Source organism: Litoreibacter sp. GN1-5 (assembly GCF_055693805.1).
Genome location: NZ_JBVFUP010000001.1, coordinates 1,578,687 through 1,595,383, shown reverse-complemented (window position 1 = coordinate 1,595,383; position 16,697 = coordinate 1,578,687). Strand labels below are relative to the sequence as shown.

The following is a 16,697-nucleotide window of genomic DNA, read 5'->3' as shown; positions in this document are numbered from 1 at the left end:
GATGATCCGGGGACCCGCAGAAGGCCCCCGGATTTCTATCGCCATGGGAGAGGCACACGTGACAAAATTCGTGCATGCAATTGAAGGGCTTAGCCTGTGGGTGGGACGCGCCTTCGGCTGGTGTATCCTGATACTGACACTATCGGTTTCTTATGAAGTCTTTGTGCGCTACGTGCTCAATGCGCCGACCGTCTGGGCCTTTGACATGATGGTGCAGATGTATGGTGCGCTTTTCTTGATGGCGGGTCCCTATGCTCTTGCGCAAGATACTCATGTGCGCGGGGATGTGTTGTACCGTCTCTTCTCGGTCCGCTGGCAAGCCCGCGTGGATTTCCTGCTGTATCTGACTTTCTTCTTCCCCGGAATACTGGCTTTATTCTGGTATGGCTGGGAAATTGCGGCCGATAGCTGGCGTTACCAAGAGGTCAGCTGGAACAGCCCGGCACGTATTCAGATCTACTTCTTCAAAACGCTGATCCCGGTGGCCGGTGGCCTTTTGCTTTTGCAAGGTCTTGCCGAACTGGTCCGATGCTGGAGCGCGATGCGAACCGGTGTCTGGATGGAGCGTCTGGATGATGTTCAGGAAACTGAGGATATGCTCATGCATATGGATGAAGCCACGATCCCTGTGATCACACCTGCCAACAAATAAGCGACTTCGCTTCGCCAGAAAGACAATAAGATGACAAATCCAGAAGTCGCCATCCTGATGCTGTGCATGTTTATCATGCTTGTGCTGCTTGGTTTTCCGATTGCCTTTACGCTGATCGCCATGGGTGTGGGATTTGGCTATTATGCCTATTACACGGGCCCACCCGAGACATTTTCCGGCATCTTTGACAACAATATCTTCTACCTGTTGAACCAGAATACCTATTCGGTGATGGAGAATGACACGCTCGTTGCCATTCCGTTGTTTCTGTTCATGGGCTATGTAGTTGAACGCGCCAATATCGTGGATCGGCTATTCTTCTCGCTTTATATGGCTGCGCGGAACTTGCCGGGATCTTTGGCGATTGCGGCCCTGCTGACCTGCGCGGTGTTCTCGACCGCATCAGGTATTGTGGGGGCCGTCGTGACGCTGATGGGTCTGCTGGCCTACCCTGCGATGGCGAATGCCGGTTATAACAAATCCTTTGCATCTGGCGTGATCTGCGCCGGGGGTACGCTGGGTATTCTTATCCCGCCATCGATCATGCTGATCGTCTATGCCGCTATCGGCAATCTGTCGCCCTTGCGCCTTTATGCGGCTGCAGTGTTTCCGGGATTGCTGCTGGCGGGGCTTTACATTGTGTACGTGATCATCCGCGTTTGGATAAACCCGTCACTGGCCCCCAAACCAGACCTGAAAGATGTGCCGCCCCCAGCGAAAATCTATAAGGATCTGCTGGTGTCTTTCGTGCCGCTGACTGTTCTGATCGCGCTGGTGCTTGGATCGATCCTTGGCGGTTTGGCCACGCCCGCAGAAGCGGCTGCAATGGGTGCGCTGGGCGGTATGGTCCTGGCCGTTCTCTACCGGTCGATGACTTGGAAAAAGCTGAAGGAAAGCGTTTTCTTGACCGCGAAGGCGACTGCGATGGTGTGTTGGCTCTTTGTGGGGTCATGGACGTTTGCATCGGTGTTTTCCTACCTCGGTGGCCATGATCTGATCTCGGAGTGGGTCATTGGGCTGGATCTGACCACGATCCAGTTCCTGATCATGGCTCAGTTGATCATCTTCGTTCTGGGGTGGCCGCTGGAATGGTCGGAAATCCTGATTATTTTCGTCCCGATTTTTCTACCATTGCTCGATACGTTTGGGGTTAATCCTTACTTTTTTGCTATGCTCGTGGCGCTGAATCTGCAGACGTCTTTCCTGACACCGCCTATGGCCATGTCGGCCTACTACCTGAAGGGCGTTTTGAAAAAGCAGATCGAGCTGATCGAGATTTTCAAAGGCATTATCCCGTATCTGGGCATTGTGATCTTGACGATGGTGTTGATGTATATCTTCCCCGGCATCGCGCTCTGGTTCCCGGACTTCCTGTTTGGTGAATACGTCCCGTGAAGCCGCGGCCTTATACGCTGACAGCAACCGAAGCGGTGCAGGCTATTACCTCGGGCCGCCTCAGCTCAGTCGAGCTGGTGCAATCCTGTCTGAGCCGAATTGCCGAGACGGACCGGAAAATAAAGGCGTGGGCGTATTTGGATGAGGAATTGGCGCTGAAGCAGGCGTCTGAATGCGACCGTATCCGGCAGGCGGGCTATACGCTTGGGCCACTTCATGGTGTTCCAGTTGGCATAAAGGACATTATTGATACGCGTGACATGCCGACAGAGCGTGGCACATCGATCTTTGCGGGTCGGCAGCCACAGACAGATGCCCGCATCGTAGAAAAACTGCGTGAGGCAGGGGCCGTTATCATGGGAAAAACGGTTACAACCGAACTGGCCTTCGTTCATGCCAATGAGACGCGTAACCCTCATAACCCGGATCACAGCCCCGGCGGATCTTCAAGTGGTTCTGCCGCTGCTGTTGCGGCACAGCAAATCCCTTTGGCGATTGGTACGCAAACCAACGGATCGGTGATCCGCCCTGCTTCATTCTGCGGTACGTTTGGATTCAAACCCACCCGCGGGGTTATTTCACGCAATGGCGTGTTGCAAACCTCAGTTTCGCTGGATCAGGTTGGCACCTTTGGCCGCAGTTTGGCGGATGTCGCCCTACTTGCCGATGTCATTGGTGGGTATGATCAAAGTGATCCGGCCAGCTTTGCCCGCGCCAGCCCCAATATGGCGCAAGGTGCTGCCGCTGAGGTTCCTGTGCCGCTGGATCTCGTGTGGCTTGATCTGCCATTCTATGACCGCCTTGCTGACGATGCGCGCGACGGGCTGGAGACTGTGTTGGATGTGCTTGGCAGTCAGGTGAAACGCATGACGGCCGCTGATACGATGGCAAATCTTGTCGCGGTCCAATCCGTGATCCACGAATACGAGATTTGCCAACATCAGGCTGTTGTCTTCGACACTTCATGGGACCAGATCAGCGATACACTGAAACCCATCATTGCGCGCGGACGCAAGATTAGTCTGGACGCATATCAGGATGCGTTGGCTGTGAAAGCTTCAGCCGAGACGTTCTTTGCAGATTTTTTCACTGAGTATGATGCGATCATTGCGCCCTCTGCTGCAGGTGAAGCCCCGCGTTTTGGTGATGGAACGGGCGACCCGATTTTCTGCACCTTGTGGACATTGGCAGGCTTGCCCAGTTTAACCCTGCCTTTGCTTGTGGGGGAAAATGAGCTACCAATCGGTGTCCAACTGATTGGCCCTGTAGAGAAAGACGATCGCCTGCTGCGCACCGCACGCTGGCTACAACAGCACCTCGCTGCAGAGGCTGCCTGAGATGCCTGGAAAGGACAAAAGATGTCATACACCGTCAAACTGATTATGGGACTGATCGGTACAGCGCTTTTGCTGATCTTTGTGGGTGGGCTGTCCTATAGTATCTCGACCGGATTTGCCGGGTTCATGGGCGGATTGCCCTTCATGGTGATTGCAATCCTGATCTGCGGTGCAGCGCTTTACGATTTCTGGGATGAATGTGTGCGAAAGAAGTGACCGCGACCTGATTGGCGGCATATGTTGGGCGCTGTTGGCCTAGTCGGAGCCTGTTGAGCTTCACCTGATACGCAACAGTACAACACGTGAATTTCACTCGCCAAGGCGGTTGGATGGGCGTATGCGGTGGGTATGGCACTTGGTGATGGATTAAGAACGGTCGAGCTTGCCACGGCAAAAGGCTACTCTTTCTGGCGACAGCCGGTTTTTCTGCTATTTTTGATGGCCTTCGCCATGCCGATTGCATTTGCGACATGGTCCGCGCTTCTGAATAATTTCGTGATCGAGGTGGCGGGCTTCACCGGTGTCGAAATCGGCTGGCTGCACACAGTGCGTGAAATCCCTGGATTTCTGGCCGTCGGAGTGATCTTTCTGATCATCTTCATCCGCGAACAGGTTTTAGGGCTGATTTCTCTGATATTGCTTGGCGTTGCGACGGGCCTGACGGCCTATTTTCCTGAATTCCACGGCATTCTGATGCTGACGCTGCTCAGCTCTATCGGGTTTCACTATTACGAGACTGTCAATCAGTCGCTGCAATTGCAGTGGATCGAAAAGGGCCGCGCGCCTCAGACGTTGGGCTGGTTGACTGCCGTAGGCTCATTCGCATCGCTGATCGCCTACGGTGTGATCGTGCTGACGTGGCGGACTTTTGAGCTGAGTTACAGCTTTGTTTATGTGACATCGGGTGGTCTATGCGCGGCCATTGCGGTGTTCTGTTTCTTTTACTTCCCGCAGTTCGAGGCCCCCGATCCGCAGATCAAGAAAATGGTGCTGCGGCGACGCTATTGGCTCTACTATGCATTGCAATTCATGTCCGGTGCGCGGCGCCAGGTTTTCATCGTCTTTGCGGCCTTCATGATGGTCGAACATTTCGGCTTTGATGTGCATGAGATTACGGCGCTGTTTTTGATCAACTATGTGGCAACGATGATCTTCGCGCCATTTATCGGGCGCGCGATTGGGGCCTATGGTGAACGCAATGTTCTAGTGTTTGAGTACACCGGATTATCGCTCGTCTTCATGGCCTATGGTGGGATTTACTATTTCGGCTGGGGCGTGCTGGTGGGGGCTGCGCTTTATGTTGCGAACCATTTATTTTTCTCGATGGCCTTTGCGTTGAAAACCTATTTTCAGAAGATTGCTGATCCAGGGGATATTGCGCCAACCGCGGCAGTGGCTTTCACGATCAATCATATTGCTGCGGTATTTCTGCCTGCCGCTTTGGGATATCTGTGGGTGACGACGCAATTGGGAGTTTTTGTACTGGCGGCGTTTATGGCTTTGGGCTCACTTGGCTTGTCGATGCTGATCCCCCGACACCCGGAGAAGGGCAATGAGACTGTTTTTGCTGGTGGTTTGTTGAACCCGGCGGAGTAGTCAGAGGCCCAATGCTGCCCTATATACAAAGGGTAAAGGAGAGTTTCTTATGTTCCTGTTCAAGAAAAAGACTGACATGGTGACTGCGTCCAACGCCTTGCCGGGTCGCGATGCCCCGATTGTGGGGGCAATGACGCATTTCGTAAATGGCAACCCGGTGTCGTTGGATCTGCCCGAAGGTATGCAGCAGGCGATGTTCGGGATGGGCTGTTTCTGGGGCGTCGAGCGGATGTTCTGGCAACTGGATGGCGTCTATTCCACAATGGTCGGGTATTCGGGTGGGCATACACCGAACGCAACTTACGAAGAGGTTTGCAGCGGGCGCACAGGGCATAACGAGGTTGTGCGGGTGGTCTATGACCCGAAGATCGTAACCTTTGACGATCTGTTGAAAGTATTCTGGGAAGGTCATGACCCGACGCAAGGGATGCGTCAAGGCAATGATATGGGCACGCAATATCGCAGCGGGATATATGTCTATTGTGATGAGCAACGCGATGTCGCTTTGGAAACGAAGGCTGCCTTTCAAGCGCAGCTTCGTGCGGCGGGCTATGGTGAGATTACGACCGAGATTGTTCCCGCCGGGCCGCTTTATCTGGCGGAAGAATATCATCAACAATATCTGGCGAAGAACCCGAACGGATATTGCGGCATTGGCGGTACGGGCGTGGTGTGCCCGGTTGGTATCGCCGTATGATCACGGACCCATTTGCCAAAATGGCAAGCGGAGAGTGGTATTGTTGTTTGGATGATGCGTTGGAAGCCGAGCGTCAGATTACACGCCGCGCGGTTCATCAGCACAACACGATCGATCCCGACACACGCGGGGCTTGTGGCTCGCTTTTGATCGCTAGATTAGCACATTTTGGTGAAGGGGCCTATATCGAGGCCCCGTTTCACGCATCCTACGGGGTCAATCTGCACCTTGGTGCTGGGATCTATCTGAACGCCGGATGTGTTGTTCTTGACAGCGCGAAAGTAACGATTGGCGAGCGCACTATGTTTGGCCCCGGCGTGCATGTCTATTGTGCAGATCATCACCGTGATCCTGTGAAACGTCGTGCGGGCATTGAACGCGCTTTGCCGGTTACAATTGGCGCAGATGTTTGGATCGGCGGAGGTGCCCAAGTGCTTCCGGGGGTGCGTATCGGCGAAAACGCGATAATCGGGGCCGGGTCAGTCGTGACAAAAGACATAGCTGCCGGCGAACGGGTTGCAGGTGTCCCTGCGCGCCCGCTATAGCCTTCGCATAATCTGCGGAGAGCTTCATGCCTGTTACATATACTGCATTAACAACATTGATGGGTGAGCCTGCCGCGCAGGCCCTTGGAGACGCGCTGGAAGGTCTGGATGTTGCGCCAACCGGGGTAGGTGTGTTCGAGGTTGAGGATGGGTCCGGCCTTTGGGAAGTCGGAGGATATTTCACAGACTCACCCGACGGTGTTGCGCTGGACTTACTGGCGGCTGTTCATGGCGCAAAGAGCTTTGTGATCTCAGAAGTGCCGGAAACTGACTGGGTTGCCCATGTGCGCCGCGAGTTGTCACCCGTCGAGGCGGGACGGTTCTTTGTCTATGGCTCGCATGATGCTGACAAAGTGCCACAACAGGAATGTGTCCCACTGCTGATCGAGGCATCGATGGCATTTGGCACCGGGCATCACGGAACGACTTTGGGCTGCTTGTTGGCTTTGGAAGATTTGTTGGCCGAGGGCGTCGAGGCGCAAAACGTCGCTGACATTGGATGTGGCACGGCCGTGTTGGCGATGGCCGCGGCCTCTGTCTGGGACAGGCCGGTTTTGGCAAGCGATATTGACCCGTTGGCCGTTGAGGTGGCACAGACCAATGCGAAAGCTAATGGGTTGGGTGATAAGATTTGCTGTATCGAGGCCGCAGGTTTTGATCATCCCGATCTGATCAACGCTGCGCCGTTTGACTTGGTTTTTGCCAATATCCTTAAAGGCCCGCTTATTGCGCTCGCGCCTAATATGGCCCGCAATATTGCGCGTGGTGGAACAGCGATTCTGTCGGGTCTGCTGGTCGAGCAATCTGAAGAAATCGAAGCAATTTACCAAGTAAATGGCTTTGAAGTATCACAAAAGAGACACATTGGTGAATGGTCATCTCTTCGTTTGCGTCGAATCTAGCTTTCTGCTAAGCAAATTTAGGGGCTGTTTATTTTAGTTTTGTACGTGCAACGCGTGAGGTAAAAATTGGCTGATGTGAACAGAATGCGCTTTCAGAAGCGCGTAAAGCATATTGAGAAGAAACACCGTCCAGGAAAACGAATTGTAAAGCGTGTTCAACGTGACGGTTTGGTTGTTGAAGTAGCCAAGACCGATACGCGCGGCCTTATCCCTTACAAAACAATCGCAATGATGCTTTTGTTGTTTGTGGGTATGAAGGGTTTGCTTTTTGCTCAGATTGGCGCCGAAGAATACGAGAGCCGTGTAAGCTCTCTTGAACAAGGTCAGTCTGTTCAGGTGGCAGCAGCGTTTCTTCTGGACGCAGATCCTGCGACACGGATGATTGGCGAGTTTGTCGGGCAGTTTATCCGGTAAATTTAAACTTATATGCAGATACGAAAAAGCCACGCTGATTTAGCGTGGCTTTTCTTTTTTAAGCAACCTCTGTGATCAGAAATTGCGGACGTCTGACCGTGTCAGACCTATATCTTCCAGCTCACGATTAGTCAGTGCGGCCAGAGCATTGCGGGTTTGCCGGCGCTCATTCCAGTTGATGATTGCAGCAAACAGAGTTGCGAAGAAGCTTGTGCCACGAGACGTGGATGCGAGAGGGCGGGTTGTTGCGAAAACTGCCATTTTTCTTGTCCTTGATGTGAGTGCCCTGCCGATCAGAGCGTGTATGTTCTGAGCCGCATGTAGGAGGGTTGGGTCGACCACACAAACATAATTATTGCATGTCCCTTATGCGTTTTGCGCATAGATTAGGCAGTTTGTTAAAATCTTGATTGAATTTAGCTTTTTCGATGTCAGGCATGTCGTTTTCAGAGTTTTATGACGTTTTTTTACATTAATTATGATGCTTGTCTGACGACGCCTGTGGGCGCTTGCTCTTGGCAAATGTTCGCGTTTCGTGCTACTCGTCGCAAAACAACAACAAACAGGGCAGGCATGCGCGTTTTGGGAATCGATCCGGGGCTTAGAAACCTCGGTTGGGGTGTCATCGAAGCAGATGGAAGCCGCCTGTGCCATGTGGCGAATGGTGTTTGTAAGTCGAGTGGTGCTGATCTTGCCCAAAGGTTGCTAAGCCTTCATGCGCAGCTGACAGATATTTTGGGGCTATATGGCCCGGACACCGCTGCGGTGGAGCAGACATTTGTGAACAAAGATGGCGCCGGGACCTTAAAACTTGGTCAAGCCCGTGGGATTGCAATGTTGGTGCCTGCGCAGGCTGGCATTGCAGTTGGGGAGTATGCGCCGAATACCGTCAAGAAGACTGTGGTAGGCGTCGGCCACGCAGATAAGCAACAGGTGGACCATATGGTCCGGATGCAGTTGCCCGGTGTTAAAATTACCGGACCGGACGCGGCAGATGCCTTGGCAATAGCTATGTGTCACGCGTTTCATGCGCGGGCAGGTGGGCGTCTGGAAGACGCATTGCGAAAGGTCGGCGCATGATCGGCAAGCTGACAGGGCGGCTTGACCACCGCGGGGTTGATCATGTGATGATCGATGTTGGCGGGGTCAGTTATGTTATCTATTGCTCGGATCGCACATTGGCCGCTCTGCCCGGAATGGGCGAAACCATAGCCCTTTATACTGACCTCTTGGTGCGTGAAGACCTGTTGCAGCTGTTTGGCTTCACAACGCTTCTGGAGAAAGAATGGCACCGCCTGCTGATGGGCGTGCAGGGTATCGGTGCCAAGGCCTCAATGGCGATCCTCGGTACGCTTGGGGCCGAGGGCGTGGGCCGCGCGATAGCATTGGGCGATTGGAACGCGATCAAGGCGGCCAAGGGGGTCGGCCCGAAAACTGCGCAGAAAGTTGTGTTGGATCTGAAAGACAAAGCGCCGGGTGTCATGGCAACAGGTGGCACACTGGCTCAATCGACAGGTCAGGCGCAGGTCGAGGTTATTGAAAGCCTGACCCCAAGTGCCGCCGCGACACAGGCCGAGGCGCTGTCTGCGTTAATCAACCTTGGATATGCCCATGGCGATGCGGCCAGCGCAATCGCGCAGGCGTCCGGCGAGATGCCAGAGGCAGATACAGCCGCCCTGATCCGCGCAGGCCTGAAGCTCTTGGCACCGAAAGGTTAGGCGCGTGACGCTTCTTTTAACTGATATGGGCCCTACACCCGAAATAGAGAACACATGACAGAGCCCGACCCAACCTTGCGCCCGGATAAGCGCCCTGACGATGCGGATCGCGCGCTACGGCCGCAAGGTCTTGATGAGTTTATCGGGCAAGCCGAGGCGCGGGCAAATTTGCGCATTTTCATTGAATCGGCACGCCAGCGGGGCGAGGCGATGGATCACACTCTGTTCCATGGCCCGCCGGGTCTGGGTAAGACCACGCTTGCGCAGATCATGGCGCGAGAACTTGGCGTGAACTTCCGTATGACCTCGGGGCCTGTGTTGGCCAAGGCTGGCGACTTGGCCGCGATCCTGACAAATCTGGAAGCGCGCGATGTGTTGTTCATTGATGAAATTCACCGATTGAACCCGGTGGTTGAAGAAGTTCTGTATCCTGCGCTGGAAGATTTCGAACTTGATCTAGTGATCGGCGAAGGCCCCGCTGCTCGCACAGTACGGATTGAATTGCAGCCTTTTACGCTGGTTGGGGCCACCACACGGCTGGGCCTGTTAACCACCCCTTTACGGGATCGCTTCGGCATTCCGACACGCCTGCAATTCTACACGGTGGATGAGCTGCACGAGATCGTGCGGCGCGGTGCGCGGTTGTTGGGCGTGCCCACAGAGGATGACGGCGCGCGCGAGATCGCGAAGCGGGCGCGTGGCACGCCTCGGATTGCCGGGCGTCTGTTACGTCGTGTGGTGGATTTCGCATTGGTCGAGGGTGGCGGTAAGATCAGCCGCGCTTTGGCTGATGGTGCGCTCACGCGTCTGGGTGTCGACAGCCTTGGGCTGGATGGTGCGGATCGCCGCTATCTGACTTTGATTGCCGAAAATTACGCTGGCGGACCTGTCGGGATCGAAACAATGTCCGCTGCCCTGTCCGAGCCGCGCGACGCGTTGGAAGAAGTCGTTGAGCCATACCTTTTGCAGCAAGGTCTCATCCAACGGACGCCGCGCGGGCGGCAACTGGCCCAGAAGGCCTGGACGCATCTGGATATGGCCCCGCCGCGCAATAGTGGTGATCTGTTTGAGCCATAAGCCGTGGTTGGTTATACGATTTGCCTACTTTCTTCGATATGGCTGCCTGATGGGGTTTTCGTGATCCAAAACCCGTTCGGGATCGTTTGCTGAACCAAGGGCACATGGGAAATCAGCCCAACGGCGCGGTTTTTGCCCACAAGATTAGTCAGGGTTTGCAGCACTTGGTCCAGTGTTCCGGCGTCGTTTTCGGTATCAAGACTGCCGAAGCCCTCATCGATAAAAATCGTATCAAGGCGGATTGTGCCGCTCATGCTTTCGGCAACGTCTGACATGCCAAGCGCCAGAGCAAGCGCTGCGATGAAAGTCTCGCCGCCTGACAGGGTTGATGTGGCGCGTGGGCGCCCTGTGTGCATATCCTGAACGCAAATCCCAAGGCCGCGTCGAGCCATGCCTTTGCCGCCTTCAAGTTCCCTTTGCAGGGTGTATCGATCGCCGCTCATCGGACCAAGGCGAAGGTTGGCGGCGTTCAAGACGTGGTCAAACATTGCGCCAATCGCAAATGTTTCGAGGTCCAGCCGCGCCGGGTTCTGCGCATTACAAAGCGCTGCCAGTTCCCTGAGCGGGGCGGTTTGGCGCTCTTCCTTTTCCAGCCGAACGCGTTCGGCAGCGATGTCGACGTCAAGCGCCTTAAGTTTCTCAACATGAGCCTGTGCCTTGGCTGTGGCTTGCGTGGCCTTGGTTTCAACAGCTTTGGCAGTGGCGGCTGCGTCTTGCAGTTGGGGAAGGGCCGGGCGTGTCAGGCGCTCAATGGCAGTCAGGGTCGTTTTGGCGTTGTTCTTGGCGATGGTCATCGCGTCCTGATGGGCGCGAATTTGTGCCTCATGTATATCGATCTGATCGACATAGGGTTTGTGCGCGGCAAACTGCTCTGCCGTCATATCATGATCAGTAAGCGCCGAGGCGAAATCTGCTTCGGCTTTCCCCTGCCTGGCCGTTGTGTCGCCATATGCGGCGTCAGCAGCTTCTTTATCCTTCCGGGCGGCAAGCGCTGCCTCACGGGCTTGCTGTTCCGCGGTTATAGCCGTTTCTAGCGCCTGTTCCCGCTTTACGATGTCCTGCTTGTTGGCCCCTATAGCATGCTCAAGGGCCTCAACGGATCGTAATTCTACTGGAATGATTTTCAAGGCTGACTGCAAAGCCTGTTGCGTAAGGGCTGCGTCTTTGCGTTTGTTTTCGCGGTTCTGACCGGCGCTGTCCAATGCCGTTTCTACGGCTTCAATTTGTGTGGCAAGCAGTTCAAGATCATTGTCCAATGTATGACTGGCGGGTGCCTGCAGCGCGGGAAGCTGTGCTTTTAGCTGCTGCGCTGCCTGTTCGGGGGGTGTCAGTGTTTTGAGATGGCTTTGCCGCTCGTCCAGCGTGGCCTTGGCGGCGGAGACGGCTAGGGCGGCTTCATTTTCCGACTGAGTATTACGGTCCAACTCTTCTTTGGCCTCCCGAAAGGCTTTGTCCAGCCCGGCATGCTGTGCCGCGCCAGTCGCTGGGGCTGGATGAGTTTGTGATCCGCAAACAGGGCAGGGGTGATCATCTTTCAGCTTGCTCGCAAGATGCAGGGCTTGTGCTTCCGACAAGGCTGTTTCAGCTATTCTGAAATCCTGCTGTGCAGTTTCACGCGAGGTGCTTTTCGCGGCATGGTCGGTTTGAGTGTCTTTCAGCGTCGTCTGCGCCAGATCAACGCCCGACTGTGCCGTCTCAAATGCCTCGGCCAGTTTAAGTGCAGAGCGTATTTCATCAGCCTGCCGGGTTGATTTCAATGCGCGCGTCTTCTCGACTTGATCGGTAATCAACGCGTCTTTTTGGCGTTGTGCCTGATCATAAGCGGCTTCCGCGTCGGTTTGTTGTGCAGCAGCCGTTTTGGCGTCAGCAGCAAGGGTGTCGGCGTCTTTTAAGGTCGTCCAGTATCCCGACAGCGTGTCAGACATGCGGCGCAGTTCGGCCAGTTCAGTTGATCGAGCTTTTTCCTGTTCCAGCGCGTCTGTGGCTTTGGTTGCTACGGCTTGCGTATCTTGAAGCTGCTTTGCTGCGCGGGCTTGCTGATCCAGCGCTTTCTGAACGTCCGAGCGAGACTCCGAGACGGCAGTTTCCAGATACAGCACCGACTGAGCGATTTTTGCCTGCCTTACTTTTTGTGCCAGCAGTTCAATCTTCTGGCTGTCCCGCTGCAGTTCCTGTAGCTGCGCCTGCGCCTGTTCATGCTCGACGAATTTTGCTTCAACTTGAGCCGCACTCGCAAGCTGTGCAGCAGTGGCATCTGATCTGGCACGCGCAGTGGCTTCTGTCTGGGCGAACTCTTTATGTGCAGCTGTGGCGGCTTCAATGCCGTGCGACAAAGCCTCCAACGTTTCAAACCCTTCGGCACGTAGGCGATCCTCGCTGACGGCCCGCGCACGTCGCACTGCTTCCACGGCGTCTTTTGCGTCTTCCTTCAACTTGGTGGCAAGGTTCTGAAACACGGAGACATCGAACAGATCCCGCAATATTTCGAGCCGCTTGTCTGTTTTGGCGGTCAGGAAGGTTTCAAACTTGCCTTGCGGCAAGAGAACGATCTGCTTGAATTGCTCGGGCCCGTAGCCAAGTCGTTCGACCATTTCAGTCTTGACCAAACCTACCTTTTTCTCGGCCAGAACTTTCCCGCAATTATCGGCCGTTATGGCGTCGACTTCTAGCCCGGTGACATCGAACAACCATGCCTCATGGGGGTCCTTCGTCTCACCCCCGCCGCGTTGCTTGGGGCGGGTCTGTTCCGGACGTCTGCGGATAAGGTAGTGCTTTTGGCCCACTTCAAAGATCAGCTCCACCTCTGTCGGCAACCCCGCATCCGCGTGATGGGATCGCAGCGAACCGGTGTCTTGATCGCCTTTCGTAGCCTCCCCAAACAACGCGAAGGTCAGCGCCGTAAAGATCGTGGATTTGCCTGATCCGGTCGAGCCGTAAATGCCGAATAATCCGCTTGCCAACGCTTCCCGAAAGTCGAGCGTTTCCTTCCCCGCATAGGGACCGAAGGCTTGCATGGACAGTTTGATGGGCCTCATGCTTCGGACCTTTGTTTGGCAAGATCATCAAGGGTGGATTTGATAATAGCGGCCTCAGCTTTGCTTTGCGGAGCGTCCCTGACATGGGCCAGAAATTCCGAGATAACATGAGTTGGATTTGCCAGTGCAGACGTAACCGTGGGGGTAATGTCTGCGACACGTTCCGTTTCGCGTTGCGCGTAGGTCATCGTCGCATTGGGGTAGATGTCGCGGATCTGCTTCATCGGATCGATTTGAATATGCGGATCAGTCAGCACGACTTTGACGAAATCATCTGAAGGCTCAGCCTTAATGATTTCTGCTAACATCCCCTGCACTTCTCGGACCTGACGCCGCGGGGTAAAGGCAAGCTGTTGCACCTCCACCTTGCCGTCATTCAGATCAACCAGAGTCATGGATTTTCCCATGTCCGCTTCGTCGAAACTGAACGCCAGTGGCGCGCCTGAATATCTTATATGTTCCGCGGATATTTTTTGAGGTCGGTGCAAATGACCAAGTGCGACATAGGCCGCACCGTCAAAGGCATCAAGCGGGACGTGTTCGACGCCGCCGACCCGACCCAAAGGACGTTCACTGTCGCTGGTCTGCGCGCCTGCCACGAAAGCATGGGCGACAATAACCCATTGTGCATCATCCGGAACATGGGCACGGGCGGCTTTGATCTGGGCCCGCATAACGTCTTCGGGGGTGTTTATCGTCTCATCCGGAAAGCATTCCCGTGCTGCAAATTCATAAGCAAAAGGCAGGGCAGAAAAAGCGATTTTCTGACCTTTGTCCGTCAAGATCAGCGGATGTTCATCGTTTTTTATGCGCCCTCGGATCAAGGCGCGCTTTGGATCTGTCATGACTGACATGGCTTCAATCCGGTCAGCAGAGTCATGATTTCCGGAAATAATAATGACAGCTAAATCAGTGGCTTGTGTAGCTTTCTTTAGAAACTCATTGAATTGCCGCACAGCTGTCGTTGGCGGTGCGGTTCGATCAAATATATCCCCGGCGATGATCAAAACATCTGGAGTATGGTCTTGCAGCGCTTGCAGAAGCTGGCTCAGGATTTCGGCATGATCGTCTTCCAGAGAGTGGCCGTGGAACTGCCTGCCAAGATGCAAATCGGCTGTGTGGAGAATCCGCATCGCGTGACCCTTCTGTAATGATGCGCGCCTGTCTTGCTCGTATAGCTTAGCCTTTGAATTTTTCGGCGTAGTAGTCGACCATTTCCGGCACCAGCCGTTCACCCCAACCATCTTCGACCGCCATCCCCAATGCCTTGCGCGCCGCAATCGACATAATGCTGTCTACACCAAGGCTTTCCGCCATTGTCGCATAATATCCCACATCCTTCTTTGCGTTTTTGACGGCAAAGGCCAGCATGTTGGGGTTGCCATCGATACCATATGCTTTGACGAAATCCATCATCCCGGAATGCAGCGGTCCGGCGGCCATCACGTCATAAACCGCCTGTCGGTCGACACCGGCCTTATCGGCCATGGCGAAGGCTTCGGCCATGGAGTTGGCGGTGGTCATGGCGAAGAAATTATTGATCAACTTGATCGTGTGCCCTGACCCAAGCGCGCCCAGGTGGAATATATTTTCACCCAGATCACCCAACACGGGTTTTACCTTGTCAAACGTCGCTTTGTCGCCCGAGCACATGATATTCAAGAGCCCATCCTTGGCATGGCTTGGTGTGCGCCCCAAAGGGGCGTCCAGGTATGTGCCGCCTGCTGCTGCGATCTCACCGCCCAACGCTTTGGTTGAGGCGGGTAGGGACGTGCCAAAATCAATAACAACTGCACCGGGGCGCAGACCGGCAATGACCCCGTCGGGGCCGCGCATGCGACCTTCGACCTGATCCGAGGTCCCCATACACAACATAATGATGTCAGACGCGGCGGCGATATCATGGGCCGTTGTCACTTCTGTTGCGCCACGCGCGACGGCAGCATCCACGTTCGGGCGGGATTGATTTGCCATGACAGTTAGATCATGTCCCTTATCCTGCAACCGCTCGACCATGGCCGAGCCCATTAATCCCAATCCGATAAATCCAATCGCGCTCATGCGAATTCTCCTATGGTTTTCATTAATAATGCCGCCCCAAGGCGGCCCAGCTCATCACTGCATTTTGCCCCCGCACCATTCCCGCCTGTGCAAATTGTAACCCGGTCTGATAGCTTGGCAATTTCTGGCAGACCGGTTTGCGTCCAACTGATCACGCAGGCATCCATCCGGGTGTTCTTTATGCGCAGGTCTGGCATCACTTCCCGGATCATGGTTTCCAACCTATCCCGCACGACAGGGTTCCCGCCAGAGCGGAACCAATCCCCAATATCCTGCGGGCTTTCAAGCGGCACATTTTCCGGATCACCACCAAGCTTGAGATAGAGCTTGCCGTCCGGGTAGCGGATCGGGGGCAACAGATACGGCGCTTCGAGCGCGTCATAGACAAGGGAAGGCATTGTCTGCAGGTGCGCGACCTCCTCTGTTGAGACCTCGAACAAAGCAACTGTCCGCGCATAGACATTAAGATGTTTTGGGCGAGCCAGAAGGTGGTCGGTCATCGCACCTGCGGCCACCAAAACCTGATCAAAAACATAGGTGTCTTTGTCAGTGATGATCTTTACCGCGCTGCTTGTCTCATCCAGCCCTAGAACGGTTTCATTTAATACACGCGCACCATGGCGCCTGGCGGCCTCCGTTTGCGCCTCGACCAAACGGCGTGGGCTGATATGGCCTGCTTGGTCAGGTTCATAAAGTCCGCGAAACCCTTCAGGGAATTGAAAATAAGGGAAGCGCTGCGCAAGTGCGTTCTTGTCCAAAGCCTCGCAGGTTACGTTATGCTGACGACGGCCGACGTCTACCCGCGCCATAAACGCATCGCCGCCCACCATTGCGGCCCCGCAAGCGGTGTAGAACGAAATACCGCTCTGTACTTCAATTTCGGCATAACGCTTGATAGAGGCCGACGACACCCCGACCCACCAGGGGTCAAACGCGTTTTTGCGCGTGATACGGCCTTCATCGTAATGGCTGGCAAAAACGCCCTGATGGGTGTTTTTATCAGAGGGCTCATCGGGGCCAATCAGCGTTACGTTCTGGTGCGCCTTTGCAAGATGGCGGGCCGCAGCCGCCCCCATAAGTCCGCGACCAATAATGGCGATATTCACTTGATCACCTCGAAGCTGCGCGCTTCATCATTAAAACGCGCGATTTCATCGCGCACCGCATCCATCACATCGTTGGGGATGCGGTTTTCCATCGCCAGATACCCGTTTTCACAATAAAATTTGACTTGTGTCCGGGTCAGGGTTTCGAAGGTCATAGGATGC

18 protein-coding genes are annotated in these 16,697 nt (G+C 54.7%); 12 read left to right on the top strand and 6 right to left on the bottom strand.

Going from position 1 to position 16,697, the window contains the following annotated elements; all coding sequences use genetic code 11:
- Positions 1-58 precede the first annotated feature (58 nt).
- The 9 genes from ACZ1HF_RS08195 to ACZ1HF_RS08155 all read left to right on the top strand — a co-directional run bounded on the left by ACZ1HF_RS08195 (position 59) and on the right by ACZ1HF_RS08155 (position 7,538).
- Positions 59-652, top strand: a complete 594-nt coding sequence (locus ACZ1HF_RS08195) for a TRAP transporter small permease subunit (RefSeq protein WP_472657030.1) — start codon at positions 59-61, stop codon at positions 650-652.
- Positions 653-682: 30 nt separating this feature from the next.
- Positions 683-2,047 (top strand): TRAP transporter large permease, encoded by a 1,365-nt coding sequence (locus ACZ1HF_RS08190; RefSeq protein WP_472657029.1) that lies wholly within the window; start codon positions 683-685, stop codon positions 2,045-2,047.
- The gene (locus tag ACZ1HF_RS08185; protein WP_472657028.1) at positions 2,044-3,384 is read left to right on the top strand and encodes an amidase; all 1,341 of its coding nucleotides are present in this window, start codon (positions 2,044-2,046) and stop codon (positions 3,382-3,384) included. The genes ACZ1HF_RS08190 and ACZ1HF_RS08185 overlap by 4 nt, the downstream gene beginning before the upstream one ends.
- A 21-nt stretch (positions 3,385-3,405) precedes the next feature.
- The gene (locus ACZ1HF_RS08180; RefSeq protein ID WP_472657027.1) at positions 3,406-3,600 is read left to right on the top strand and encodes a hypothetical protein; all 195 of its coding nucleotides are present in this window, start codon (positions 3,406-3,408) and stop codon (positions 3,598-3,600) included.
- A gap of 132 nt (positions 3,601-3,732) precedes the next feature.
- A complete protein-coding gene (locus ACZ1HF_RS08175) occupies positions 3,733-4,980 on the top strand; it encodes an MFS transporter (RefSeq protein WP_472657026.1) in 1,248 nt (415 codons plus the stop codon).
- Between the two features lie 49 nt (positions 4,981-5,029).
- Positions 5,030-5,677, top strand: a complete 648-nt coding sequence (msrA, locus tag ACZ1HF_RS08170) for a peptide-methionine (S)-S-oxide reductase MsrA (RefSeq protein ID WP_472657025.1) — start codon at positions 5,030-5,032, stop codon at positions 5,675-5,677.
- Positions 5,674-6,222, top strand: coding sequence for a sugar O-acetyltransferase (locus ACZ1HF_RS08165; RefSeq protein WP_472657024.1), 549 nt, complete (start codon positions 5,674-5,676; stop codon positions 6,220-6,222). The genes msrA and ACZ1HF_RS08165 overlap by 4 nt, the downstream gene beginning before the upstream one ends.
- A 26-nt stretch (positions 6,223-6,248) precedes the next feature.
- Positions 6,249-7,124 (top strand): 50S ribosomal protein L11 methyltransferase, encoded by an 876-nt coding sequence (locus tag ACZ1HF_RS08160; protein WP_472657023.1) that lies wholly within the window; start codon positions 6,249-6,251, stop codon positions 7,122-7,124.
- An 84-nt stretch (positions 7,125-7,208) separates the two neighbouring features.
- Positions 7,209-7,538 (top strand): hypothetical protein, encoded by a 330-nt coding sequence (locus ACZ1HF_RS08155; protein WP_472657022.1) that lies wholly within the window; start codon positions 7,209-7,211, stop codon positions 7,536-7,538.
- A gap of 75 nt (positions 7,539-7,613) precedes the next feature.
- Here the strand turns inward: ACZ1HF_RS08155 and ACZ1HF_RS08150 are convergent, their stop codons facing one another.
- On the bottom strand, positions 7,614-7,799 hold the full coding sequence (locus ACZ1HF_RS08150) for a DUF1127 domain-containing protein (RefSeq protein WP_472657021.1): 186 nt from the start codon (positions 7,797-7,799) through the stop codon (positions 7,614-7,616).
- A 312-nt stretch (positions 7,800-8,111) separates the two neighbouring features.
- Here ACZ1HF_RS08150 and ruvC point away from each other — a divergent pair, with 312 nt between their 5' ends.
- From ruvC to ruvB, 3 genes are read left to right on the top strand one after another with little or no spacing between them, the layout of a single operon-like run.
- On the top strand, positions 8,112-8,618 hold the full coding sequence (gene ruvC, locus ACZ1HF_RS08145) for a crossover junction endodeoxyribonuclease RuvC (RefSeq protein WP_472657020.1): 507 nt from the start codon (positions 8,112-8,114) through the stop codon (positions 8,616-8,618).
- Positions 8,615-9,256, top strand: coding sequence for a Holliday junction branch migration protein RuvA (gene ruvA, locus ACZ1HF_RS08140; RefSeq protein ID WP_472657019.1), 642 nt, complete (start codon positions 8,615-8,617; stop codon positions 9,254-9,256). The genes ruvC and ruvA overlap by 4 nt, the downstream gene beginning before the upstream one ends.
- A 54-nt stretch (positions 9,257-9,310) precedes the next feature.
- Positions 9,311-10,333: a Holliday junction branch migration DNA helicase RuvB gene (gene ruvB, locus ACZ1HF_RS08135; protein ID WP_472657018.1), complete on the top strand. Its 1,023-nt coding sequence runs from the start codon at positions 9,311-9,313 to the stop codon at positions 10,331-10,333.
- An 11-nt stretch (positions 10,334-10,344) separates the two neighbouring features.
- On the opposite strand, the gene ACZ1HF_RS08130 is transcribed toward ruvB, so the two are convergent.
- The 5 genes from ACZ1HF_RS08130 to ACZ1HF_RS08110 are packed head-to-tail and all read right to left on the bottom strand — an operon-like array spanning position 10,345 to position 16,690.
- Complete coding sequence (locus ACZ1HF_RS08130; RefSeq protein ID WP_472657017.1) at positions 10,345-13,368, bottom strand: AAA family ATPase; 3,024 nt, start codon at positions 13,366-13,368, stop codon at positions 10,345-10,347.
- A complete protein-coding gene (locus ACZ1HF_RS08125) occupies positions 13,365-14,501 on the bottom strand; it encodes an exonuclease SbcCD subunit D (RefSeq protein ID WP_472657016.1) in 1,137 nt (378 codons plus the stop codon). The genes ACZ1HF_RS08130 and ACZ1HF_RS08125 overlap by 4 nt, the downstream gene beginning before the upstream one ends.
- Before the next feature lie 46 nt (positions 14,502-14,547).
- Positions 14,548-15,429, bottom strand: coding sequence for an NAD(P)-dependent oxidoreductase (locus tag ACZ1HF_RS08120; protein WP_472657015.1), 882 nt, complete (start codon positions 15,427-15,429; stop codon positions 14,548-14,550).
- Positions 15,426-16,535: an NAD(P)/FAD-dependent oxidoreductase gene (locus tag ACZ1HF_RS08115; RefSeq protein ID WP_472657014.1), complete on the bottom strand. Its 1,110-nt coding sequence runs from the start codon at positions 16,533-16,535 to the stop codon at positions 15,426-15,428. Before ACZ1HF_RS08115 ends, ACZ1HF_RS08120 begins: the two co-directional genes overlap by 4 nt.
- The gene (locus tag ACZ1HF_RS08110; protein WP_472657013.1) at positions 16,532-16,690 is read right to left on the bottom strand and encodes a hypothetical protein; all 159 of its coding nucleotides are present in this window, start codon (positions 16,688-16,690) and stop codon (positions 16,532-16,534) included. The genes ACZ1HF_RS08115 and ACZ1HF_RS08110 overlap by 4 nt, the downstream gene beginning before the upstream one ends.
- Between the last annotated feature and the right edge of the window lie 7 nt (positions 16,691-16,697).

What these genes read in the sequence shown, in the direction of transcription:
- ACZ1HF_RS08190 (WP_472657029.1), top strand. Translation starts at nt 683, where the DNA reads ATGACAAATCCAGAAGTCGCCATCCTGATGCTGTGCATGTTTATCATG.
- ACZ1HF_RS08180 (WP_472657027.1), top strand. Translation starts at nt 3,406, where the DNA reads ATGTCATACACCGTCAAACTGATTATGGGACTGATCGGTACAGCGCTT.
- ACZ1HF_RS08175 (WP_472657026.1), top strand. Translation starts at nt 3,733, where the DNA reads ATGGCACTTGGTGATGGATTAAGAACGGTCGAGCTTGCCACGGCAAAA.
- msrA (WP_472657025.1), top strand. Translation starts at nt 5,030, where the DNA reads ATGTTCCTGTTCAAGAAAAAGACTGACATGGTGACTGCGTCCAACGCC.
- ACZ1HF_RS08165 (WP_472657024.1), top strand. Translation starts at nt 5,674, where the DNA reads ATGATCACGGACCCATTTGCCAAAATGGCAAGCGGAGAGTGGTATTGT.
- ACZ1HF_RS08160 (WP_472657023.1), top strand. Translation starts at nt 6,249, where the DNA reads ATGCCTGTTACATATACTGCATTAACAACATTGATGGGTGAGCCTGCC.
- ACZ1HF_RS08155 (WP_472657022.1), top strand. Translation starts at nt 7,209, where the DNA reads ATGCGCTTTCAGAAGCGCGTAAAGCATATTGAGAAGAAACACCGTCCA.
- ACZ1HF_RS08150 (WP_472657021.1), bottom strand. Translation starts at nt 7,799, where the DNA reads ATGGCAGTTTTCGCAACAACCCGCCCTCTCGCATCCACGTCTCGTGGC.
- ruvC (WP_472657020.1), top strand. Translation starts at nt 8,112, where the DNA reads ATGCGCGTTTTGGGAATCGATCCGGGGCTTAGAAACCTCGGTTGGGGT.
- ruvA (WP_472657019.1), top strand. Translation starts at nt 8,615, where the DNA reads ATGATCGGCAAGCTGACAGGGCGGCTTGACCACCGCGGGGTTGATCAT.
- ruvB (WP_472657018.1), top strand. Translation starts at nt 9,311, where the DNA reads ATGACAGAGCCCGACCCAACCTTGCGCCCGGATAAGCGCCCTGACGAT.
- ACZ1HF_RS08130 (WP_472657017.1), bottom strand. Translation starts at nt 13,368, where the DNA reads ATGAGGCCCATCAAACTGTCCATGCAAGCCTTCGGTCCCTATGCGGGG.
- ACZ1HF_RS08125 (WP_472657016.1), bottom strand. Translation starts at nt 14,501, where the DNA reads ATGCGGATTCTCCACACAGCCGATTTGCATCTTGGCAGGCAGTTCCAC.
- ACZ1HF_RS08120 (WP_472657015.1), bottom strand. Translation starts at nt 15,429, where the DNA reads ATGAGCGCGATTGGATTTATCGGATTGGGATTAATGGGCTCGGCCATG.
- ACZ1HF_RS08110 (WP_472657013.1), bottom strand. Translation starts at nt 16,690, where the DNA reads ATGACCTTCGAAACCCTGACCCGGACACAAGTCAAATTTTATTGTGAA.